Origin of the sequence: Undibacterium sp. YM2, assembly GCF_009937975.1 — a bacterium.
Lineage (GTDB): Bacteria > Pseudomonadota > Gammaproteobacteria > Burkholderiales > Burkholderiaceae_D > Undibacterium.
The window spans coordinates 883,395-898,323 of sequence record NZ_AP018441.1 but is presented as its reverse complement, the minus strand read 5'-3'; the positions used below and the strand labels follow the sequence as shown (position 1 = coordinate 898,323).

The 14,929-nt window shown below is 50.8% G+C and carries 14 protein-coding genes; 5 read left to right on the top strand and 9 right to left on the bottom strand.

The window, feature by feature from the left end; all coding sequences use genetic code 11:
• Position 1 precedes the first annotated feature (1 nt).
• The 3 genes from UNDYM_RS04125 to UNDYM_RS04115 form a co-directional block, all read right to left on the bottom strand.
• A complete protein-coding gene (locus UNDYM_RS04125; protein ID WP_162039901.1) occupies positions 2–820 on the bottom strand; it encodes an ABC transporter permease in 819 nt (272 codons plus the stop codon).
• A 93-nt stretch (positions 821–913) separates the two neighbouring features.
• Entirely contained in the window at positions 914–1,885 is a 972-nt protein-coding gene (locus tag UNDYM_RS04120) for an ABC transporter substrate-binding protein (RefSeq protein ID WP_162039900.1), read from the bottom strand.
• A 190-nt stretch (positions 1,886–2,075) separates the two neighbouring features.
• Complete coding sequence (locus tag UNDYM_RS04115; RefSeq protein ID WP_162039899.1) at positions 2,076–3,224, bottom strand: ABC transporter substrate-binding protein; 1,149 nt, start codon at positions 3,222–3,224, stop codon at positions 2,076–2,078.
• Between the two features lie 423 nt (positions 3,225–3,647).
• On the opposite strand from UNDYM_RS04115, the gene ffh reads away from it, so the two are divergent.
• The 3 genes from ffh (at position 3,648) to UNDYM_RS04100 (ending at position 6,864) form a co-directional block, all read left to right on the top strand.
• A complete protein-coding gene (gene ffh, locus UNDYM_RS04110) occupies positions 3,648–5,015 on the top strand; it encodes a signal recognition particle protein (protein ID WP_162039898.1) in 1,368 nt (455 codons plus the stop codon).
• Between the two features lie 259 nt (positions 5,016–5,274).
• A complete protein-coding gene (locus UNDYM_RS04105) occupies positions 5,275–5,682 on the top strand; it encodes an SWIB/MDM2 domain-containing protein (RefSeq protein ID WP_162039897.1) in 408 nt (135 codons plus the stop codon).
• 390 nt (positions 5,683–6,072) lie between these two features.
• On the top strand, positions 6,073–6,864 hold the full coding sequence (locus tag UNDYM_RS04100) for a PDZ domain-containing protein (protein WP_162039896.1): 792 nt from the start codon (positions 6,073–6,075) through the stop codon (positions 6,862–6,864).
• A 112-nt stretch (positions 6,865–6,976) separates the two neighbouring features.
• On the opposite strand, the gene UNDYM_RS04095 is transcribed toward UNDYM_RS04100, so the two are convergent.
• The 4 genes from UNDYM_RS04095 to UNDYM_RS04080 form a co-directional block, all read right to left on the bottom strand.
• Entirely contained in the window at positions 6,977–7,402 is a 426-nt protein-coding gene (locus UNDYM_RS04095; protein WP_162039895.1) for a hypothetical protein, read from the bottom strand.
• Between the two features lie 258 nt (positions 7,403–7,660).
• Positions 7,661–8,356, bottom strand: coding sequence for a hypothetical protein (locus UNDYM_RS04090; protein ID WP_162039894.1), 696 nt, complete (start codon positions 8,354–8,356; stop codon positions 7,661–7,663).
• Positions 8,357–8,508: 152 nt separating this feature from the next.
• Positions 8,509–9,135, bottom strand: coding sequence for a lytic transglycosylase domain-containing protein (locus UNDYM_RS04085; protein ID WP_162039893.1), 627 nt, complete (start codon positions 9,133–9,135; stop codon positions 8,509–8,511).
• Between the two features lie 80 nt (positions 9,136–9,215).
• Positions 9,216–10,964, bottom strand: coding sequence for a proline--tRNA ligase (locus UNDYM_RS04080; protein WP_162039892.1), 1,749 nt, complete (start codon positions 10,962–10,964; stop codon positions 9,216–9,218).
• A 224-nt stretch (positions 10,965–11,188) separates the two neighbouring features.
• On the opposite strand from UNDYM_RS04080, the gene UNDYM_RS04075 reads away from it, so the two are divergent.
• The gene (locus UNDYM_RS04075) at positions 11,189–11,779 is read left to right on the top strand and encodes an RNA pyrophosphohydrolase (protein WP_162039891.1); all 591 of its coding nucleotides are present in this window, start codon (positions 11,189–11,191) and stop codon (positions 11,777–11,779) included.
• A gap of 3 nt (positions 11,780–11,782) precedes the next feature.
• The gene (locus UNDYM_RS04070) at positions 11,783–12,298 is read left to right on the top strand and encodes a CNP1-like family protein (RefSeq protein WP_162039890.1); all 516 of its coding nucleotides are present in this window, start codon (positions 11,783–11,785) and stop codon (positions 12,296–12,298) included.
• Positions 12,299–12,381: 83 nt separating this feature from the next.
• Here the strand turns inward: UNDYM_RS04070 and proB are convergent, their stop codons facing one another.
• Both proB and obgE read right to left on the bottom strand, forming a co-directional pair.
• The gene (gene proB, locus UNDYM_RS04065) at positions 12,382–13,500 is read right to left on the bottom strand and encodes a glutamate 5-kinase (RefSeq protein WP_162039889.1); all 1,119 of its coding nucleotides are present in this window, start codon (positions 13,498–13,500) and stop codon (positions 12,382–12,384) included.
• 304 nt (positions 13,501–13,804) lie between these two features.
• The gene (gene obgE, locus UNDYM_RS04060; RefSeq protein ID WP_162039888.1) at positions 13,805–14,917 is read right to left on the bottom strand and encodes a GTPase ObgE; all 1,113 of its coding nucleotides are present in this window, start codon (positions 14,915–14,917) and stop codon (positions 13,805–13,807) included.
• Positions 14,918–14,929 lie beyond the last annotated feature (12 nt).

The following is a 14,929-nucleotide window of genomic DNA, read 5'->3' as shown; positions in this document are numbered from 1 at the left end:
CTCAGTTCTCCAATCCACGGTGCCAGCGCAGCAAATAGTTATTCAATTTATTCATCGCCAGATCAATTGCCAAACCCAGCAAACCTATGCTGATCATGCCCGCAATAATCTTGTCAGACCAAAAATACTCACGCGCCTCCAGTATGCGAAAACCCAGACCATTGTTCACGGCAATCATTTCCGAAACGATGACCACGATAAAAGCAGTACCTATACCGATACGTACACCAGACAAGATATAAGGTACAGCCGCTGGCAACATGACGCGTACAAACATGGTGGTCTGGCTGGCCCCCAGATTGCGTGCTGCCCTGATATAGATGCCATCGACATGGCGGACACCAGCGATGGTGTTCATCAATACCGGGAAAAATGCGCCGATCGCGATCAGGAAGATGGCTGGTGGATTACCCAGACCAAACCACAGTATCGATAACGGGATATAGGCTATCGGTGGTATGGGGCGCAAAACCTGAATCAGGGGATTCATCCATGCATACATCCTTTGACTGGAGCCCATCGCCAGGCCCAGCGGCAATGCCAGACCTGCACCAACCACAAAGCCAACCAGCACACGGTACATACTGCCCATGGTGTCACGTATCAACTCACCCGAAAAAGCCCAGGCCAGCCAGCTCGTTGTTGCCACATCTCTGGCTTCATAAGGGGATGCATACTCTATCCATTTTTTTACTACCGCCATCGGCGTAGGCAAGACCTGGGCATTGACCCAGCCCATGCTGGTCACTACATGCCAGATCGCAATCAGAATAACGGGCACAATCAGCCCCGCGCCAATTTCACGCCATTTGAATTTCATGATTTTTCCTTCAAGAATTGAAAGAGCCGGGTGAGCCAATTTTGCTCAAAAGAGCCTGCTCACCCCTTGCTCAAGCTAAAGACTGAATGATGCCTATTTTATGTTTAGGCTCTTCTTGGCTTGTTCCAACAGATCAGTTTTGACCCAGTCCTTGGCGACGGGTGGCTTGGCCATTTTGCCCACGCCATATTTTTGCATCAGATCAGTAGTGATCTGGATGTGCTCTGCCGTCACGTCATACGAATAAGGCGAGTTTTCTATGGCATTGACAAAGTCTTCATGGCTGACCTGCCCTTTGAACATGTTTTCACGCACATATTTTTCAGCCAGTTCTTTATTGTCGATAAAGGTCTTGGTCGCCTCAACAAAGCAGCGCATGAATTTTTCTGCAACCTGGCGACGTTCTTTATAAAACTTCTCGGTCATGACCATGGTACGAACCGGTTCGCCTATCGGGGTATCGTAAGGCTTGATGATTTCATTGCCAAAACCCTTGTTGATGGCCTGGGAAGAATAAGGCTCGGACTGCATGATGGCATCGATATTCTTGCCCAGCAGAGCCTGGTTCAGGTCAGGGAAACCGAGATAAATGATTTGCACATCCTTACCTGGCTGGTCGGAGTAAGTCAGGCCATTTTGTGCCAGTTCGGCGGCCAGCAAAATGTCCTGGATACCGCCGCGGGTGACGCCAACTTTTTTGCCTTTCAAATCCTTAACGGTCTTCATGCCCAGGTCAGCACGTCCTACCAGGCGCGCACCACCTTTGGCAAAACCAGCCACCAGGTAAATTGGGGTACCGCTGGCACGGGCAGAAATCACTGCTTCCGAAGATACTGCTCCCACATCAAGCTCGCCGGCAATCACGGCCTGCATGGCATCCAGGCCTTTGGCGAACACACGCTCTTCTACCTTGATGCCGCATTTGGGGGCGATTTCCTTGATATAGGAAACTGCGCCGTAATGAGCGAATTTCAGGTTACCCAGCCTGACAACCTCCTGGGCCTGGGCAGCGCTGGCAAATAGTCCGGAAGTAATAAGGCTGGCAAGCAAAATCTTTTTGAACATCTTTGTCTCCTGGGTTTTGATTTGATTTTTCCTACGCGTACTGATTAGCAGATATTGTGCCAGCACGAAGATTTTAGTAAACAACTGATTTCATTCAGGTTTCTTTACGCGACTGAACAAGCATGATGCGAAAAACCGGATTTAGTTTCAAAGGCATTCCGTGTTTTCGCACTGGCTCATCTTGATACACCTAGCGCAAAAACTTACCATCCCGCCCTATCATCGTCAAATCGACAAACTCACTACCGCTATGGTCGCGATCACTATAAGTGACTGTGACACCGCCCAGATCGACCTTGTGCATGGACTCCAGCGCGCGTATCAGGCCTTCCCGCGTCAGGCCCTTGCCTGCCCGCTTCAAGCCCTCCACCAGCAATTTGGCAGAGACGAAGCCTTCCATTGCCGCATAAGATGGTGGCACGCCATTGTCCTTGGCGATGGTCTTGAATTCTTGCCCCAGAGTAGAAGATACCAGATGTGGTGCAGGCATAATCTGTGACACCATCACACCAGTTGCTACCGGTCCGAGGGAATCAATGAAGGATTGCGAAGCATTATTCGAGAGAGTCATGATTTGTACGGTGCTGCCCTTGGCACGCAAACCACGGATCAGTTCTGCCACGGTGGTGGCAGAACCAACGATGATGAGCGCCTTGGCGGGAGATTTGACGACCTCGTCTATTGCCTTGGGCACGTCAGGTTTTGCCCTGTCATACTTGCTGATCAGGGAAGGCTTGAGTTTGAAGCTGTCCATCGCAGTGGTAAAGCCGATCAGGCCATCGCCACCAAAAGTATCATCGACATGCACGATGGCGATATCTTTGAGGCCTATGGTAGAAAACTGCTCGACAGCCTTTTTTACTTCATCCTGATACCTGGCCCTGACATTGAATACGTAGCGATTAACCGGATTATGGAACACTGCCGCACCGGTGCTCGGCGCCACCAGCGGCACCTTGCTGGACGCCAGTACAGGCAGAATAGCCTGGGTATGCGGTGTGCCGCGCGACTGGAACAAGGCAAAGACATGGTCTTTCTTGATCAGTGTCTCGGCGTTGGCAGCGGCAATCACGGGATCAAACTTGTCATCGACGATGTGCAACTCTATCTTGCGGCCGTGCACACCACCATTCTTGTTAATCTGGTTAAAGTAAGCGGCAGCACCGGCATTCATTTCTTTGACCGGCCCGGCAATCTGGCCGGTCAGGCCTACGGTTTGCCCTATTAATATACTATTATCAGTGACACCTTCCTCTGCCAGGCTGTAGCCGGACGAAGCAATCAGGGTGCACAGGGTAAGTATGCGTGGCAGGCGCCAGGCACGATGAAGTCGTCTCATGATTGTCTCCAGATTATTGAGCGTCTATTTTTGAACTGGCGACAAAACCTGGCTGACATTGCAGAATGTGCAGCCATCTTGATTTTGTAACAAGCTCTGGGATAGCACTCTTATTAGCAGACTTCATACCAAGCACGAATGAAGGCCCGCACCCCGGTTTTAACTGATTTTTTGAGTAAAATATATCAGTAGTATCCCTCATGCGTCTGAAAATCCGCACAGACATTTGAAATAATTCTGGATTTTCGGAATTTTGACCACATCTACTCTGTACATCAGCTTGAAACAGGCGAAATGCCAGACTCTGTCACTGCTTCAGGTAAAATGCCTGCTGTTGTTGCCACTGAACTGCTGCTACCGCCTGTTGCAAGCAACAGTGAGCACCGCCCTATTGAAATTTTCTTAATATCCCCCTAAGCCAACATGCTCGATAACCTTACCCAGCGCCTAGCCAAAGTCGTCAAGACCATGCGCGGCGAAGCCCGTCTGACTGAATCCAATACCGCCGACATGTTGCGTGAAGTACGCATGGCCTTGCTGGAGGCAGACGTTTCCCTGCCAGCAGTACGTGAACTGATCGCCCGCGTCAAAGAAAAAGCCATGGGTGAAGAAGTGATTTCTTCCCTGACGCCGGGTCAGGCCCTGGTTGGCGTGGTACAAAAAGAACTGGCCGCCCTGATGGGTGCCGACCTGGGTGAAGAAGCATCCCAACTGAGTTTTAACTGCCAGCCACCGGCAATCATACTGATGGCAGGTTTGCAGGGTGCCGGTAAAACCACGACGGTTGGTAAGCTGGCCAAGTATCTGAAAGAGCAAAAAAAGAAAAAGGTATTAACCGTTTCTGCCGACGTTTACCGCCCTGCCGCGATAGGCCAGTTGCAGACAGTGACAGCGCAGGTTGGTGCTGACTTTTTCCCATCCCTGCCTACCGACAAACCAGTGGATATCGCCCTGGCCGCGCTGGATTACGCCAAAAAGCATTATCACGATGTGCTGATCATCGATACTGCAGGTCGTCTGGGTATAGATGAAGCGATGATGCAAGAGATTGCTGCAGTCCATGCCGCCGTCAAACCGATAGAAACCCTGTTCGTGGTCGATGCCATGCTGGGTCAGGATGCCGTCAATACTGCCAAGGCCTTTAATGATGCCCTGCCTTTGACAGGCGTAGTGCTGACCAAGCTTGATGGCGATGCGCGTGGCGGTGCTGCACTGTCAGTACGTCATATCACTGGTAAACCAATCAAATTTGTTGGTGTTGCTGAAAAACTCGATGGCCTGGAATCGTTTGATGCCACCCGCATGGCCAACCGTATCCTTGGCATGGGTGACATCCTGGCGCTGGTGGAATCAGCCCAAAAAGGCATGGACGTGGCAGCCGCACAGGACCTGGCACACAAGATCAAGGATGGCGGCAAATTCGACATGAATGACTTCAAGATGCAGATTTCGCAGATGAAGAATATGGGTGGCCTGGCCAACCTGATGGACAAGTTGCCAGCGCAAATGCAGCAGGCAGCCAGCGGCGCAAATATGGATCAGGCGGAAAAACAGGTACGCCGCATGGAAGGCATGATCAATTCCATGACACCGCAAGAAAGGTCCAAGCCGGAATTGATCAAGGCTTCGCGCAAGCGCCGTATCGCCGCAGGAGCCGGCGTACAGATACAGGAAGTCAACCGCATGCTGGCCCAGTTTGAGCAAATGCAATCGATGATGAAGAAATTGCGTGGCGGCGGCATGATGAAGATGTTGCGCGGCATGAAGGGAATGATGCCCGGTAAACGCTGAGTTTTTCTCAGTATTTCTGTTCATATTTCCCACTATGGAAAAATGCCGGATAGCAGCCAAAATGGCGCTAATCCGGCATTTTTTTAGGCGTAAATCCAACGACAGGCAAATTCCTGCACTTTTTCACTAAAAACCCGCAAAAAACACTTGCATCCCTGTAAAAACCGCACCACTATTAGCGATGCGTGAAGTGACGCAATGCAGGAGCTTTTCAAAACGATCAAAGCTCCGTCCACGAAATTTGTGAAGGAGGCTATTTATGGCAACAGCACCAAAGAAACCAGCAGCAAAACCGGCAGCCAAACCAGCGGCTAAACCAGCAGCAAAAGCAGCCGCTCCAAAGGCAGCAGCAGCGAAACCTGCAGCAAAAGCAGCCGCTCCTAAAAAAGCAGCAGCCGCCAAGCCAGCAGCAGCACGCAAGCCAAATGCAGCGTTCATGAAACCTATGACTATCTCTCCAGTTCTGGCAGCAGTCATCGGCGCAGCAGCAATTCCTCGTACAGAAGTCACTAAAAAAGTATGGGAATACATCAAGAAGCACAAACTGCAAGACGAAGCAAACAAACGCAACATCAACGCGGATGACAAGTTGAAAGCCGTTTTCGGTGGCAAGAAACAAGTGTCCATGTTTGAAATGACTAAACTCATTTCCGGCCATCTGTCCTGATTTTCAGGAACAGGTTTCCGCAGTTGCTTTGGGAAACTTAAAGGGAAGCAGTCAGTCCCATCCCAAACAAAAATGCCCGCATCGCGCGGGCATTTTTGTTTTTGCAGATTTCTGGTGCACACCTAGACTGAAAAATCCGTGGCATCTACATGCTATCCTTGACTGATCCTTGAAGTCTCACCTCTACATATCCATTGATGCCATATGGTCAGCGTAAAGATTAATTGATAGAATCTTTTACTCTGCGGTGCTACTTGCGAACAAAAAAAGATAAACGCCCCCGGTCTGAAACACCAGACAAGCTCCTGAGCTGGTCTTACAGGCTGCTGTGCTCATTACCCGGCTCGCATGTTGTAGCGACAGATGTCCTCAATAATAATGGAGCTCCTTATGCAATGTCGCATCCTCATTCTCACCCTTGCTGTTATGCTGTCCGGCTGTGCCAGCGGTTACCAGAAATTCTATAAATCTTATGCAGACGCGAAAACACTGCCGGATGTACAGACGCTGTCACCGAATGAGGCGCCCAAGATTTTTGCATCAGACGATCTGGCAAGAGATGTCAGAATAGCCCGCTCCAAAGGCTATATCGTGATTGGTCAGTCCTCCTTCAACGGAGAAAAGGAATCTGAGCGCGGCATGATTGAACAGGCGCAGCAAAACGGCGCTGTCATGGTGCTGTTCTCGTCCAAGTTTGCCGGCACAAGAACGATTACGACCCCGCTTTTCTTGCCCAATAACAAAACCACCTATTCATCAGGAACGGTCAATGGCACCGGCGGCAGTGCCAATTACTCAGGCACCAGCACTACCTATGGTACGACTGTCGTCCCTTTGACGACGGAACAGCAACGCTATAACCAGGCCGCCGTTTACTTCGTCAAGTCGACAAGAAAACCGCGTGTCGGGCTGGCCACGCTAGACTTGACGCCTGAACTCAGAAAAAACCTGGAGCGCAACACCGGGGTTATCGTTGATATAGTGCGAGAAGAATCGCCCGCTTTCATCGCGAACGTTTTGCCTGGCGATATCATCATCGAAATCAATGGCATCACGGTCATTAACAGCAAGCATGCTTATGAACTCATGCAGACAGCTTCCCCATCTCAGGGCAAACTCACGCTGAAAATCATACGAAATGGTACTGAGCGCCTCATCGGCATTAATTTGGTTCCAACCTGAGTACTTGCAGACGCATTTCACAAATTGAAAGCATGCCTCAGACGTGCAAACGTCTGGGGTCATTTCATCTAACCAGAAATAGAAAACTACTCCTCGCTATTCAGCCTCCGGTTTACAAATTTCCACAGGTCACAGGTATGGTAGGCAGCTCATTACCAATGATTTCGCCTGGTTTGCGATGCACGATGCAATAAGTTCCGAATGGCGTAATCACTTTCGAGACTGGTCGCCCGTCACCTAGTATATGTACTTCATGCTTGTAGCTTTCACGCATGACAGTAGAAGAGACCTGAACCGCAGTACCAAATTTCTCCATCGCTGCACGCGCAGGTTTGGCACTGACCTGATCACGGTACTGGAAATCTTTTTTCAGTCCGTTGAAAATATCACGTGTATCACGGTTAAGCGACTTGCCAACAACAAACCTGTCTGCTTCAGGGCTCGCTGACTCTTTTTCGATTGACGGCATCGATTGCTGTTTGTCGCTGACAGCCTTTGCTTGGTCATTGATCGCAGAGCTCTGTCGCGGAGATGACATGACTCTGCTTTGGCGGGATGGCACTGGCACATCCTGCCTGGCTGGTGAAGGTGTCGGCAGTTTCACTTGCTCGGGCTGCTTTAAAAAAATCAGACTGTCACTATTTGCCTGCGTTATCTCTTCTTTATGCGGCGCCTTCAACTGCGGCCATTGCATATACAAGTACGCGTGTAGCAGCAGTACGCCAAGTAGTATTTGCCATTGGCTGCGTTGAACAGGCGGATGATAAGAAGCTACCAGCATAAGCCAGTCCTCGCCTCAATAGCTACCGCAACTGACAGTCCGTATGCCGGGTGCCCTGGTGATATCTGCTCCCGGTTTTGCACCGATCACACAATACGTACCACCTGGCGTCGTCACCTTGGTCATGGCGGTGCCATCTGGCATGATGATGTTTTGATAGCTGGTACCACGCGGACGCGCAGCGGCAGCGACATTGATACCAAATTGCACCATGGATGATTTTTCTGGCTTGATATCGGTCAGGATGCGGTTAGGCATTTCACGCTCTACCTGTTTGATGACTTTGCTGATGTCGCGCTGGATGACGACGGGGCTATCGCCAGTTAATGTCGGTGCGCTGGTTTCTGTATTCGCTGCTAGAACAGGCGCGACAGTGATGCCTGTGCCTGCATCGCTGGCAGCAGGCGTAACGGGGCTGGTTGGCAAGACCAGGTTGCGGGGTTTATTTGGCACAGGCAATTGGCTGGGTGATATCGCTGGTTTGATCACAGGCGCCGTCTGTTCCGGCTTGCGCTGTACGGGTGCTTCCAGCATGCGGACCACAAAAGCCAGCGGCGTGCTGACTTCATTTTTATGTCTGACTATGCTGGGCCACAAAAGAATTAACAAGAGATGAACCGACAATACAACAAGCAGCAATTGCCAGCGAGAACGCAATAACTTGCGCCAGTCTGTACTGCCAAATTCTTCATGATAAAAGAGTGCCTGCATGTCGGGTCTTGGTGTAATCCTGAATATGACCGGACATTCTGGAACGCCCGGTCATACTTGACCCGTCATTTATTCAAAGCATAGTTTTACAAGACCAGGGGTAGCGTCAATTGCTACCTGGAGAGTGATGCCGATTTCATCCAGCAAATGAATCAGCTGGTAAATTCCCAGTTTTTCCAGTTCGATAGCACTGCCTTGGGATATTCAGGACGGCCACGGCTACCGTTGTAGCGACCCAGTGCGAGGTAAAGATCGCCTTTTTCCATATCGATGTACAGGCGCAAAATCGAACAGCCATAGCGCAGATTGGTTTGCATCTGAAACAGTTTTTTCGCATCGCCATCGCCAATCACGCGCGACCAAAAGGGCATGACTTGCATATAGCCACGCGCACCAACGACCGAAGTCGCGTATTTGCGGAAGGCGGATTCTACCTGTATCAAACCCATGACCATGGCAACGTCCAGACCCGCACGCTTGGACTCATACCAGATGGCATCCAGCAATTCCTTGCGGGTCTGCAAATCGGGTATGCGCCTCTTCAGGCGGGTAGCCATTTCGCCTTGCCAGTTGAGGTATTTGATACGTTCTTCGATATTGGCAAACGTGGGTTTAGGTGGCGTGGAGTCAGACACAGCTTTGGCCAGTGCAAGGCGCACAGAATCTGCCATAGCTTCTTCTTTTTGATTACCGGCTTGCGCCGGTAAAGCAGAAAAAGCCAACAGGCAGATTGCCAGAGGCAAGGTGGATTGCTTCCACCCTGCACAGATGATTTGCATGACTTGCAGATCAAACTTACCGCTACATCTTCCTTTGCACCAGACGCAAAAGCGCAAGAAAAAATACTTCATCCTGCTACTTATTTACCTGCAAGCTTGGCCTGGATAAAGGCCAGCATCTCGGCCACAGGTACATTGCTGGCTTCGGTATCACGGCGCCCCAGGTATTCGAGCCTGCCTTCCTTGAGGCCACGGTCACCGATAACAACGCGGTGTGGCACACCTATCAGTTCCCAGTCAGCAAACATGGCGCCTGGACGTTCGCCACGGTCATCCAGTATGACATCGACGCCCGCTGCCAGCAGGGCGTTGTACAGGGATTCGCTCTCGGTTTTGACGGCTTCGCTGCGGTCCATGCCCATGGGACAGATAACGACTTCAAACGGTGCAATCGCCGTCGGCCAGATGATGCCCTTGTCATCGAAATTCTGTTCTATCGCTGCGCCCAGGATGCGGGTAACGCCTATGCCGTAACAACCCATTTGCAGTAACTGTGGCTTGCCGTTTTCATCAAGGAAAGTCGCTTTCATGTCGTCAGAATAGCGAGTACCAAGCTGGAATACGTGACCCACTTCGATGCCGCGCTGTATGGCCAGTACACCTTTGCCATCTGGTGATGGATCACCAGCGACGACATTGCGCAAGTCAGCCACTGCTGGCTCAGGTAAATCACGGCCCCAGTTGGCACCAGTGAAGTGGAAGTCAGCTTCATTCGCGCCGCAAACAAAGTCAGCCATGTTGGCGACGGTTCTGTCAGCGACGATATTGACTGGTTTTTGTGTGCCGATAGGACCAAGGTAGCCTGGTTTGGTGCCAAAATGCTCGACAATTTCAGCCTCGGTTGCAAAGCGGTAATTGGCCAGGCCAGCTATCTTGCCAGCCTTGACTTCATTGAGTTCATGATCGCCACGCAACAGCAACAGCCAGATTTGCGCTGGCTTGCCGCTATCTTTTTCAGCATCAACTTCAGCATCAACTGCGAGCACGATGGACTTGACCGTGGTTTCCAGCGGAATACCCAGCAATTGCGCGACATCTTCACACTTGGCTTTGCCAGGCGTGGCCGTCTTGGTCAGCGCAGCATTAGCGGCCGGGCGGCTGGTTTGCGTAGGCAAGGCTTCTGCCGCTTCCATATTGGCAGCGTAATCAGAAGTAGGGCAATACACCAGCGCGTCTTCACCAGTGTCAGCAATGACGTGGAATTCATGTGAGCCAGAACCACCAATAGCACCGTTATCAGCAGCTACTGCACGAAACTCCAGGCCAAAGCGCTGGAAAATACGGGTGTAGGCGTCGTACATGATTTCATAAGACTTTTGCATGCCTTCGACATTACGGTCAAAGGAATAAGCATCTTTCATGGTGAATTCACGGCCACGCATGAGACCAAAACGTGGACGGCGCTCGTCACGGAACTTGGTCTGGATGTGATAAAAGTTCACCGGCAGTTGGCGGTAAGAGCGGATTTCTGTGCGTATGACATCCGTGATTGCTTCTTCAGACGTGGGCTGGATGATGTAATCACGGCCATGGCGGTCTTTGACACGCATGAGCTCTGGCCCCATCTTGTCCCAGCGGCCAGTTTCTTGCCAGAGTTCTGCAGGTTGCACTACTGGCATCAGCATTTCTATCGCGCCAGCACGATTCATTTCCTCACGAACAATATTTTCTACTTTGCGGATGATGCGCAAGCCCATGGGCATGTAGTTATAGATGCCGGAACCGAGGCGTTTAATCATGCCCGCCCGCATCATCAGTTTATGGCTGACGATCTCGGCATCGGCAGGAGCTTCTTTCAGTGTGGAAATAAAAAATCGTGTAGCACGCATGACAGTGATTCTTTTTAAATGGAGGGTTATAATCAACTCAATTTTAAAGGATTAGCTGGCTAATGCGCCCACTCTTTGCACATTTGATGAAGGAAACTGCGATTTGTTCGCCTCCATGGGGGCTGTCCGCTCAAAAAAGCGGGATTTTTCGACGAAACAAACGCTCTCTACGCTATCTATTGCAGGAGCAAGCCGTTTAGCCACAGAAAGTTTTGAGGTTGAACATGCTGGATCGTGAAGGCTTTCGCCCTAACGTTGGCATAATTTTGCTAAACGCCAACAATGAAGTCTGGTGGGGGAAAAGGGTGCGCGAGCATTCCTGGCAATTTCCCCAGGGTGGCATTAAATATGGTGAGTCTCCGGAGCAGGCCATGTTCCGCGAACTCGAAGAAGAAACCGGCTTGCTACCTGAGCACGTCAAAGTCATAGGGCGTACCCGTGACTGGCTGCGCTATGAAGTGCCGGATCATTTTATCAAGCGTGAAATTCGCGGGCATTATCGCGGGCAAAAACAGATCTGGTTTTTGTTGCGCATGATAGGCCGCGATTGCGATGTCAATCTGCGCGCCAGCACGCATCCTGAATTCGATGCCTGGCGTTGGCACGACTATTGGGTGCCTCTGGACGTGGTGATTGAGTTCAAGCGCGGTGTTTACCAGCTGGCTTTGCAGGAATTGTCGCGCTATGTGCACCGCACCGAGCATCCCAACTCCAACCGCAGCCGCTATTTGCGCAATCAGCAACAGTCGCAACAAACACAGCAGGCGCAAAAAAATCAGGATTGCAAGAAAACCGAGCCGGAAGAATCCAAATAATTTATGTTGAATAAAAAACTACGCTATCTCCCCCATCTCGCCATCATCGGTCTGGCCTTGCTGCCTGTCAGCCAGGCTTTTGCTGCAGACGAAGAGGAAGAAGACAAGGAGTGGCGCGAAGTCGCCCTGCAATTGCCAGAGGCACCGAAGGCTGAAAATCTCTTGAATTTCTACAAGAGCCCGAGCCAGTCTTTCGCGATTGATACCAAATCGCTGACCGTAGCAGCAGATGGCACCATACGCTACAGCCTGGTTGCCACCAGCGCAGGCGGCGCTAAAAACATCAGTTATGAAGGCCTGCGTTGCCAGACCTATGAAGTCAAGCTGTATGCCTTTGGCCGCCCTGATGGTACGTGGTCACGTTCCCGCCGCAATCAATGGGACATGATCTCCAATACCGGTGCCAACAAGCAGCATGCCACCTTGTTCTCTGAGTATTTTTGCGAGGGTAAAACCATCGCTGGCAAGGCCAATGTCTTGCTGGATAAATTGCGAGGTAAGAAATCTTCGTATTACTAATCTGATTCCTTGGCAAGATGTACAAAAAATGGGGCCGGATCAATTCAGATCCAGCCCTTTTTTTGCCCGGTTTTATATTCTATTTACAACAGAACCAGGTTGTCGCGGTGTATCAGCTCAGACTCTTCAACAAAGCCAAGTATGGATGCAATTTCAGAAGAAGCATGGCGCTTGATACGGCGTGCATCAGCACTTGAATAATTAATCAGTCCCCTGGCCACCGGTGCCCCCGCTTCGTCGCAAAGCGTGACTACTGCACCACGGCTGAATTCCCCACGTACATCCAGCACACCTATGGGCAGCAGGGACTTGCCTTCACGCGTGAGTTTTTGCACTGCACCTGCATCCAGCACGACTTGGCCCAGGGTTTGCAGATGATCCATCATCCATTGCTTGCGCGCTGCCACTGGCGCCATTTGTGAAATCAATTGTGTCCCTATGGCCTCACCTTGCGCCAGGCGCAGCAAGACATTGTCTTCACGCCCCCAGGCGATGACGGTATGGGCACCAGAACGTGCGCCGCGCTTTGCTGCGAGTATCTTGGTCAGCATGCCACCACTGCCCAGACTTGATCCGGCACCACCAGCCATGGCTTCCAGAGCCAAATCACCTGCCCTGGCTTCATGGACGAAAGTGGCATCCGGGTCTTTGCGTGGGTCAGCGGTATACAGGCCTTTTTGGTCAGTCAGGATGATCAAGGCGTCGGCTTCGATCAGATTGGCAACCAGGGCTCCCAGGGTGTCATTGTCACCAAACTTGATTTCATCCGTGACCACAGTGTCATTTTCATTGATGATGGGAACGATGCCCAGACGCAGCAAGGTAAACAGGGTGGAACGCGCATTCAGGTAGCGTTCACGGTCGGCCAGGTCGGCATGCGTCAATAAGATTTGTGCCGTGCCTAGCTGGTGTTCACGAAAGCTGCTTTCGTAAATTTGCGCCAGACCCATCTGGCCTACCGCAGCACAGGCCTGCAATTCATGGATGGCGGTTGGCCGTTTTTCAAAACCCAGGCGCTGCCGCCCTTCGGCAATGGCACCAGAACTGACCAGCACGACTTCCTTGCCCATGGCACGCAGGCCAGCGATCTGGGCAGCCCACCTGGCGATGGCTTGCTTGTCCAGGCCCTTGCCATCATTGGTGACCAGAGACGAACCTACTTTGATGATCAGGCGCTTTGCTTGCTGAATGACAGATTGCATAAAATGAATACGGATATGATTTGGCGAGGCTGCCACATGAAAGCGGCAAACAAATCAAAATTATACTTTATATGGATACTATCGTTGCAATCTAAATTTAATTCACATTTAAAAGCTATATTCTACTTTTTATGAGATTTTCATTATTAAAAAGAAATTATTTCAATGTTAAAATCATCATTCATTTTCCATCCTCAAGGAGACGGTGCGCTTGATGAACAACAACTGGTGATCAATTAATGAGTAGTTGGAATGGGTAGTTGGTGGCAGGCGTAAAAAAACCTGGTTTTCACCAGGTTTTCTATTAGTCTTCTATTACTTTAAAACGCGGATCATCTGGGTCAATGGACAAGATACCCTGCGCTTCTTCTTTCATTGTGGTTTCTTGCGAACGCTGTTCATGCGTACGCTTTTCTTCCAGATATTTATAGATCTCGGTCACCAGCTCTTCACAACCCTCGCGATTCAGGGCGGAGATTTCAAAGACCGGGCCTTTCCAGGCAAAGCGCTTGATAAAATCTTTGACCTTTTTCTTGCGCTCTTCTTCTGTCAACACATCGAGCTTGTTGAGTACCAGCCAGCGTGGCTTCTCATACAGGCTTTCATCGTATTTACGCAATTCCTTGATGAGGGCCTTGGCTTCTTTGACAGGGTCGACGGCTTCATCAAACGGTGCCAGATCAACAATGTGCAAGAGCAAACCTGTGCGTTGCAAATGCTTGAGGAACTGTATGCCCAGACCTGCACCATCAGCAGCGCCTTCGATCAGGCCAGGAATATCGGCGATGACGAAGCTTTTTTCGTGGCTGACACGGACCATACCCAGATTAGGATGCAGGGTCGTAAAAGGATAATCAGCGATTTTCGGGCGGGCATTTGATACTGCAGTAATGAAAGTCGATTTACCGGCATTTGGCAAACCCAGGAGACCTACGTCAGCCAGTACTTTCAATTCCAGGCGCAATTCGCGACGCTCCCCTTCTTTACCATCAGAGCGCTGACGTGGTGCGCGGTTGGTAGAAGTTTTGAAATGGATATTACCCCAGCCACCTTCACCACCTTTGACCAATTCCACTTCCTGGCCATGTTCGGTCAGGTCAGCGATGACTTCATCGGTATTCCTGTCACAGATCAAAGTGCCGACCGGCATGCGCAGGCGTATGTCTTCCGCACCTTTGCCATAGCAGTCTGCACCACGACCATTTTCACCGTCCTTGGCTTTATGCAGTTTGGAATAGCGATAATCGACCAGAGTGTTGATATTGCGGTCGGCTACGGCCCAGATACTGCCGCCACGGCCACCATCGCCACCATCGGGACCGCCGAAAGGGCGGAACTTTTCGCGACAAAAAGACGCCACACCATTACCGCCATCACCGGCGATTACTTCGATACGGGCTTCATCAATAAATTTCATTTTTACCACCTA

Excerpts from the sequence above, each read along its gene's own strand:
- UNDYM_RS04100 (WP_162039896.1), top strand. The coding sequence starts at position 6,073 with ATGCAATGTCGCATCCTCATTCTCACCCTTGCTGTTATGCTGTCCGGC.
- obgE (WP_162039888.1), bottom strand. The coding sequence starts at position 14,917 with ATGAAATTTATTGATGAAGCCCGTATCGAAGTAATCGCCGGTGATGGC.
- proB (WP_162039889.1), bottom strand. The coding sequence starts at position 13,500 with ATGCAATCTGTCATTCAGCAAGCAAAGCGCCTGATCATCAAAGTAGGT.
- ffh (WP_162039898.1), top strand. The coding sequence starts at position 3,648 with ATGCTCGATAACCTTACCCAGCGCCTAGCCAAAGTCGTCAAGACCATG.
- UNDYM_RS04115 (WP_162039899.1), bottom strand. The coding sequence starts at position 3,224 with ATGAGACGACTTCATCGTGCCTGGCGCCTGCCACGCATACTTACCCTG.
- UNDYM_RS04125 (WP_162039901.1), bottom strand. The coding sequence starts at position 820 with ATGAAATTCAAATGGCGTGAAATTGGCGCGGGGCTGATTGTGCCCGTT.
- UNDYM_RS04095 (WP_162039895.1), bottom strand. The coding sequence starts at position 7,402 with ATGTCATCTCCGCGACAGAGCTCTGCGATCAATGACCAAGCAAAGGCT.
- UNDYM_RS04105 (WP_162039897.1), top strand. The coding sequence starts at position 5,275 with ATGGCAACAGCACCAAAGAAACCAGCAGCAAAACCGGCAGCCAAACCA.
- UNDYM_RS04070 (WP_162039890.1), top strand. The coding sequence starts at position 11,783 with ATGTTGAATAAAAAACTACGCTATCTCCCCCATCTCGCCATCATCGGT.
- UNDYM_RS04090 (WP_162039894.1), bottom strand. The coding sequence starts at position 8,356 with ATGCAGGCACTCTTTTATCATGAAGAATTTGGCAGTACAGACTGGCGC.
- UNDYM_RS04075 (WP_162039891.1), top strand. The coding sequence starts at position 11,189 with ATGCTGGATCGTGAAGGCTTTCGCCCTAACGTTGGCATAATTTTGCTA.
- UNDYM_RS04080 (WP_162039892.1), bottom strand. The coding sequence starts at position 10,964 with ATGCGTGCTACACGATTTTTTATTTCCACACTGAAAGAAGCTCCTGCC.
- UNDYM_RS04085 (WP_162039893.1), bottom strand. The coding sequence starts at position 9,135 with ATGCAAATCATCTGTGCAGGGTGGAAGCAATCCACCTTGCCTCTGGCA.
- UNDYM_RS04120 (WP_162039900.1), bottom strand. The coding sequence starts at position 1,885 with ATGTTCAAAAAGATTTTGCTTGCCAGCCTTATTACTTCCGGACTATTT.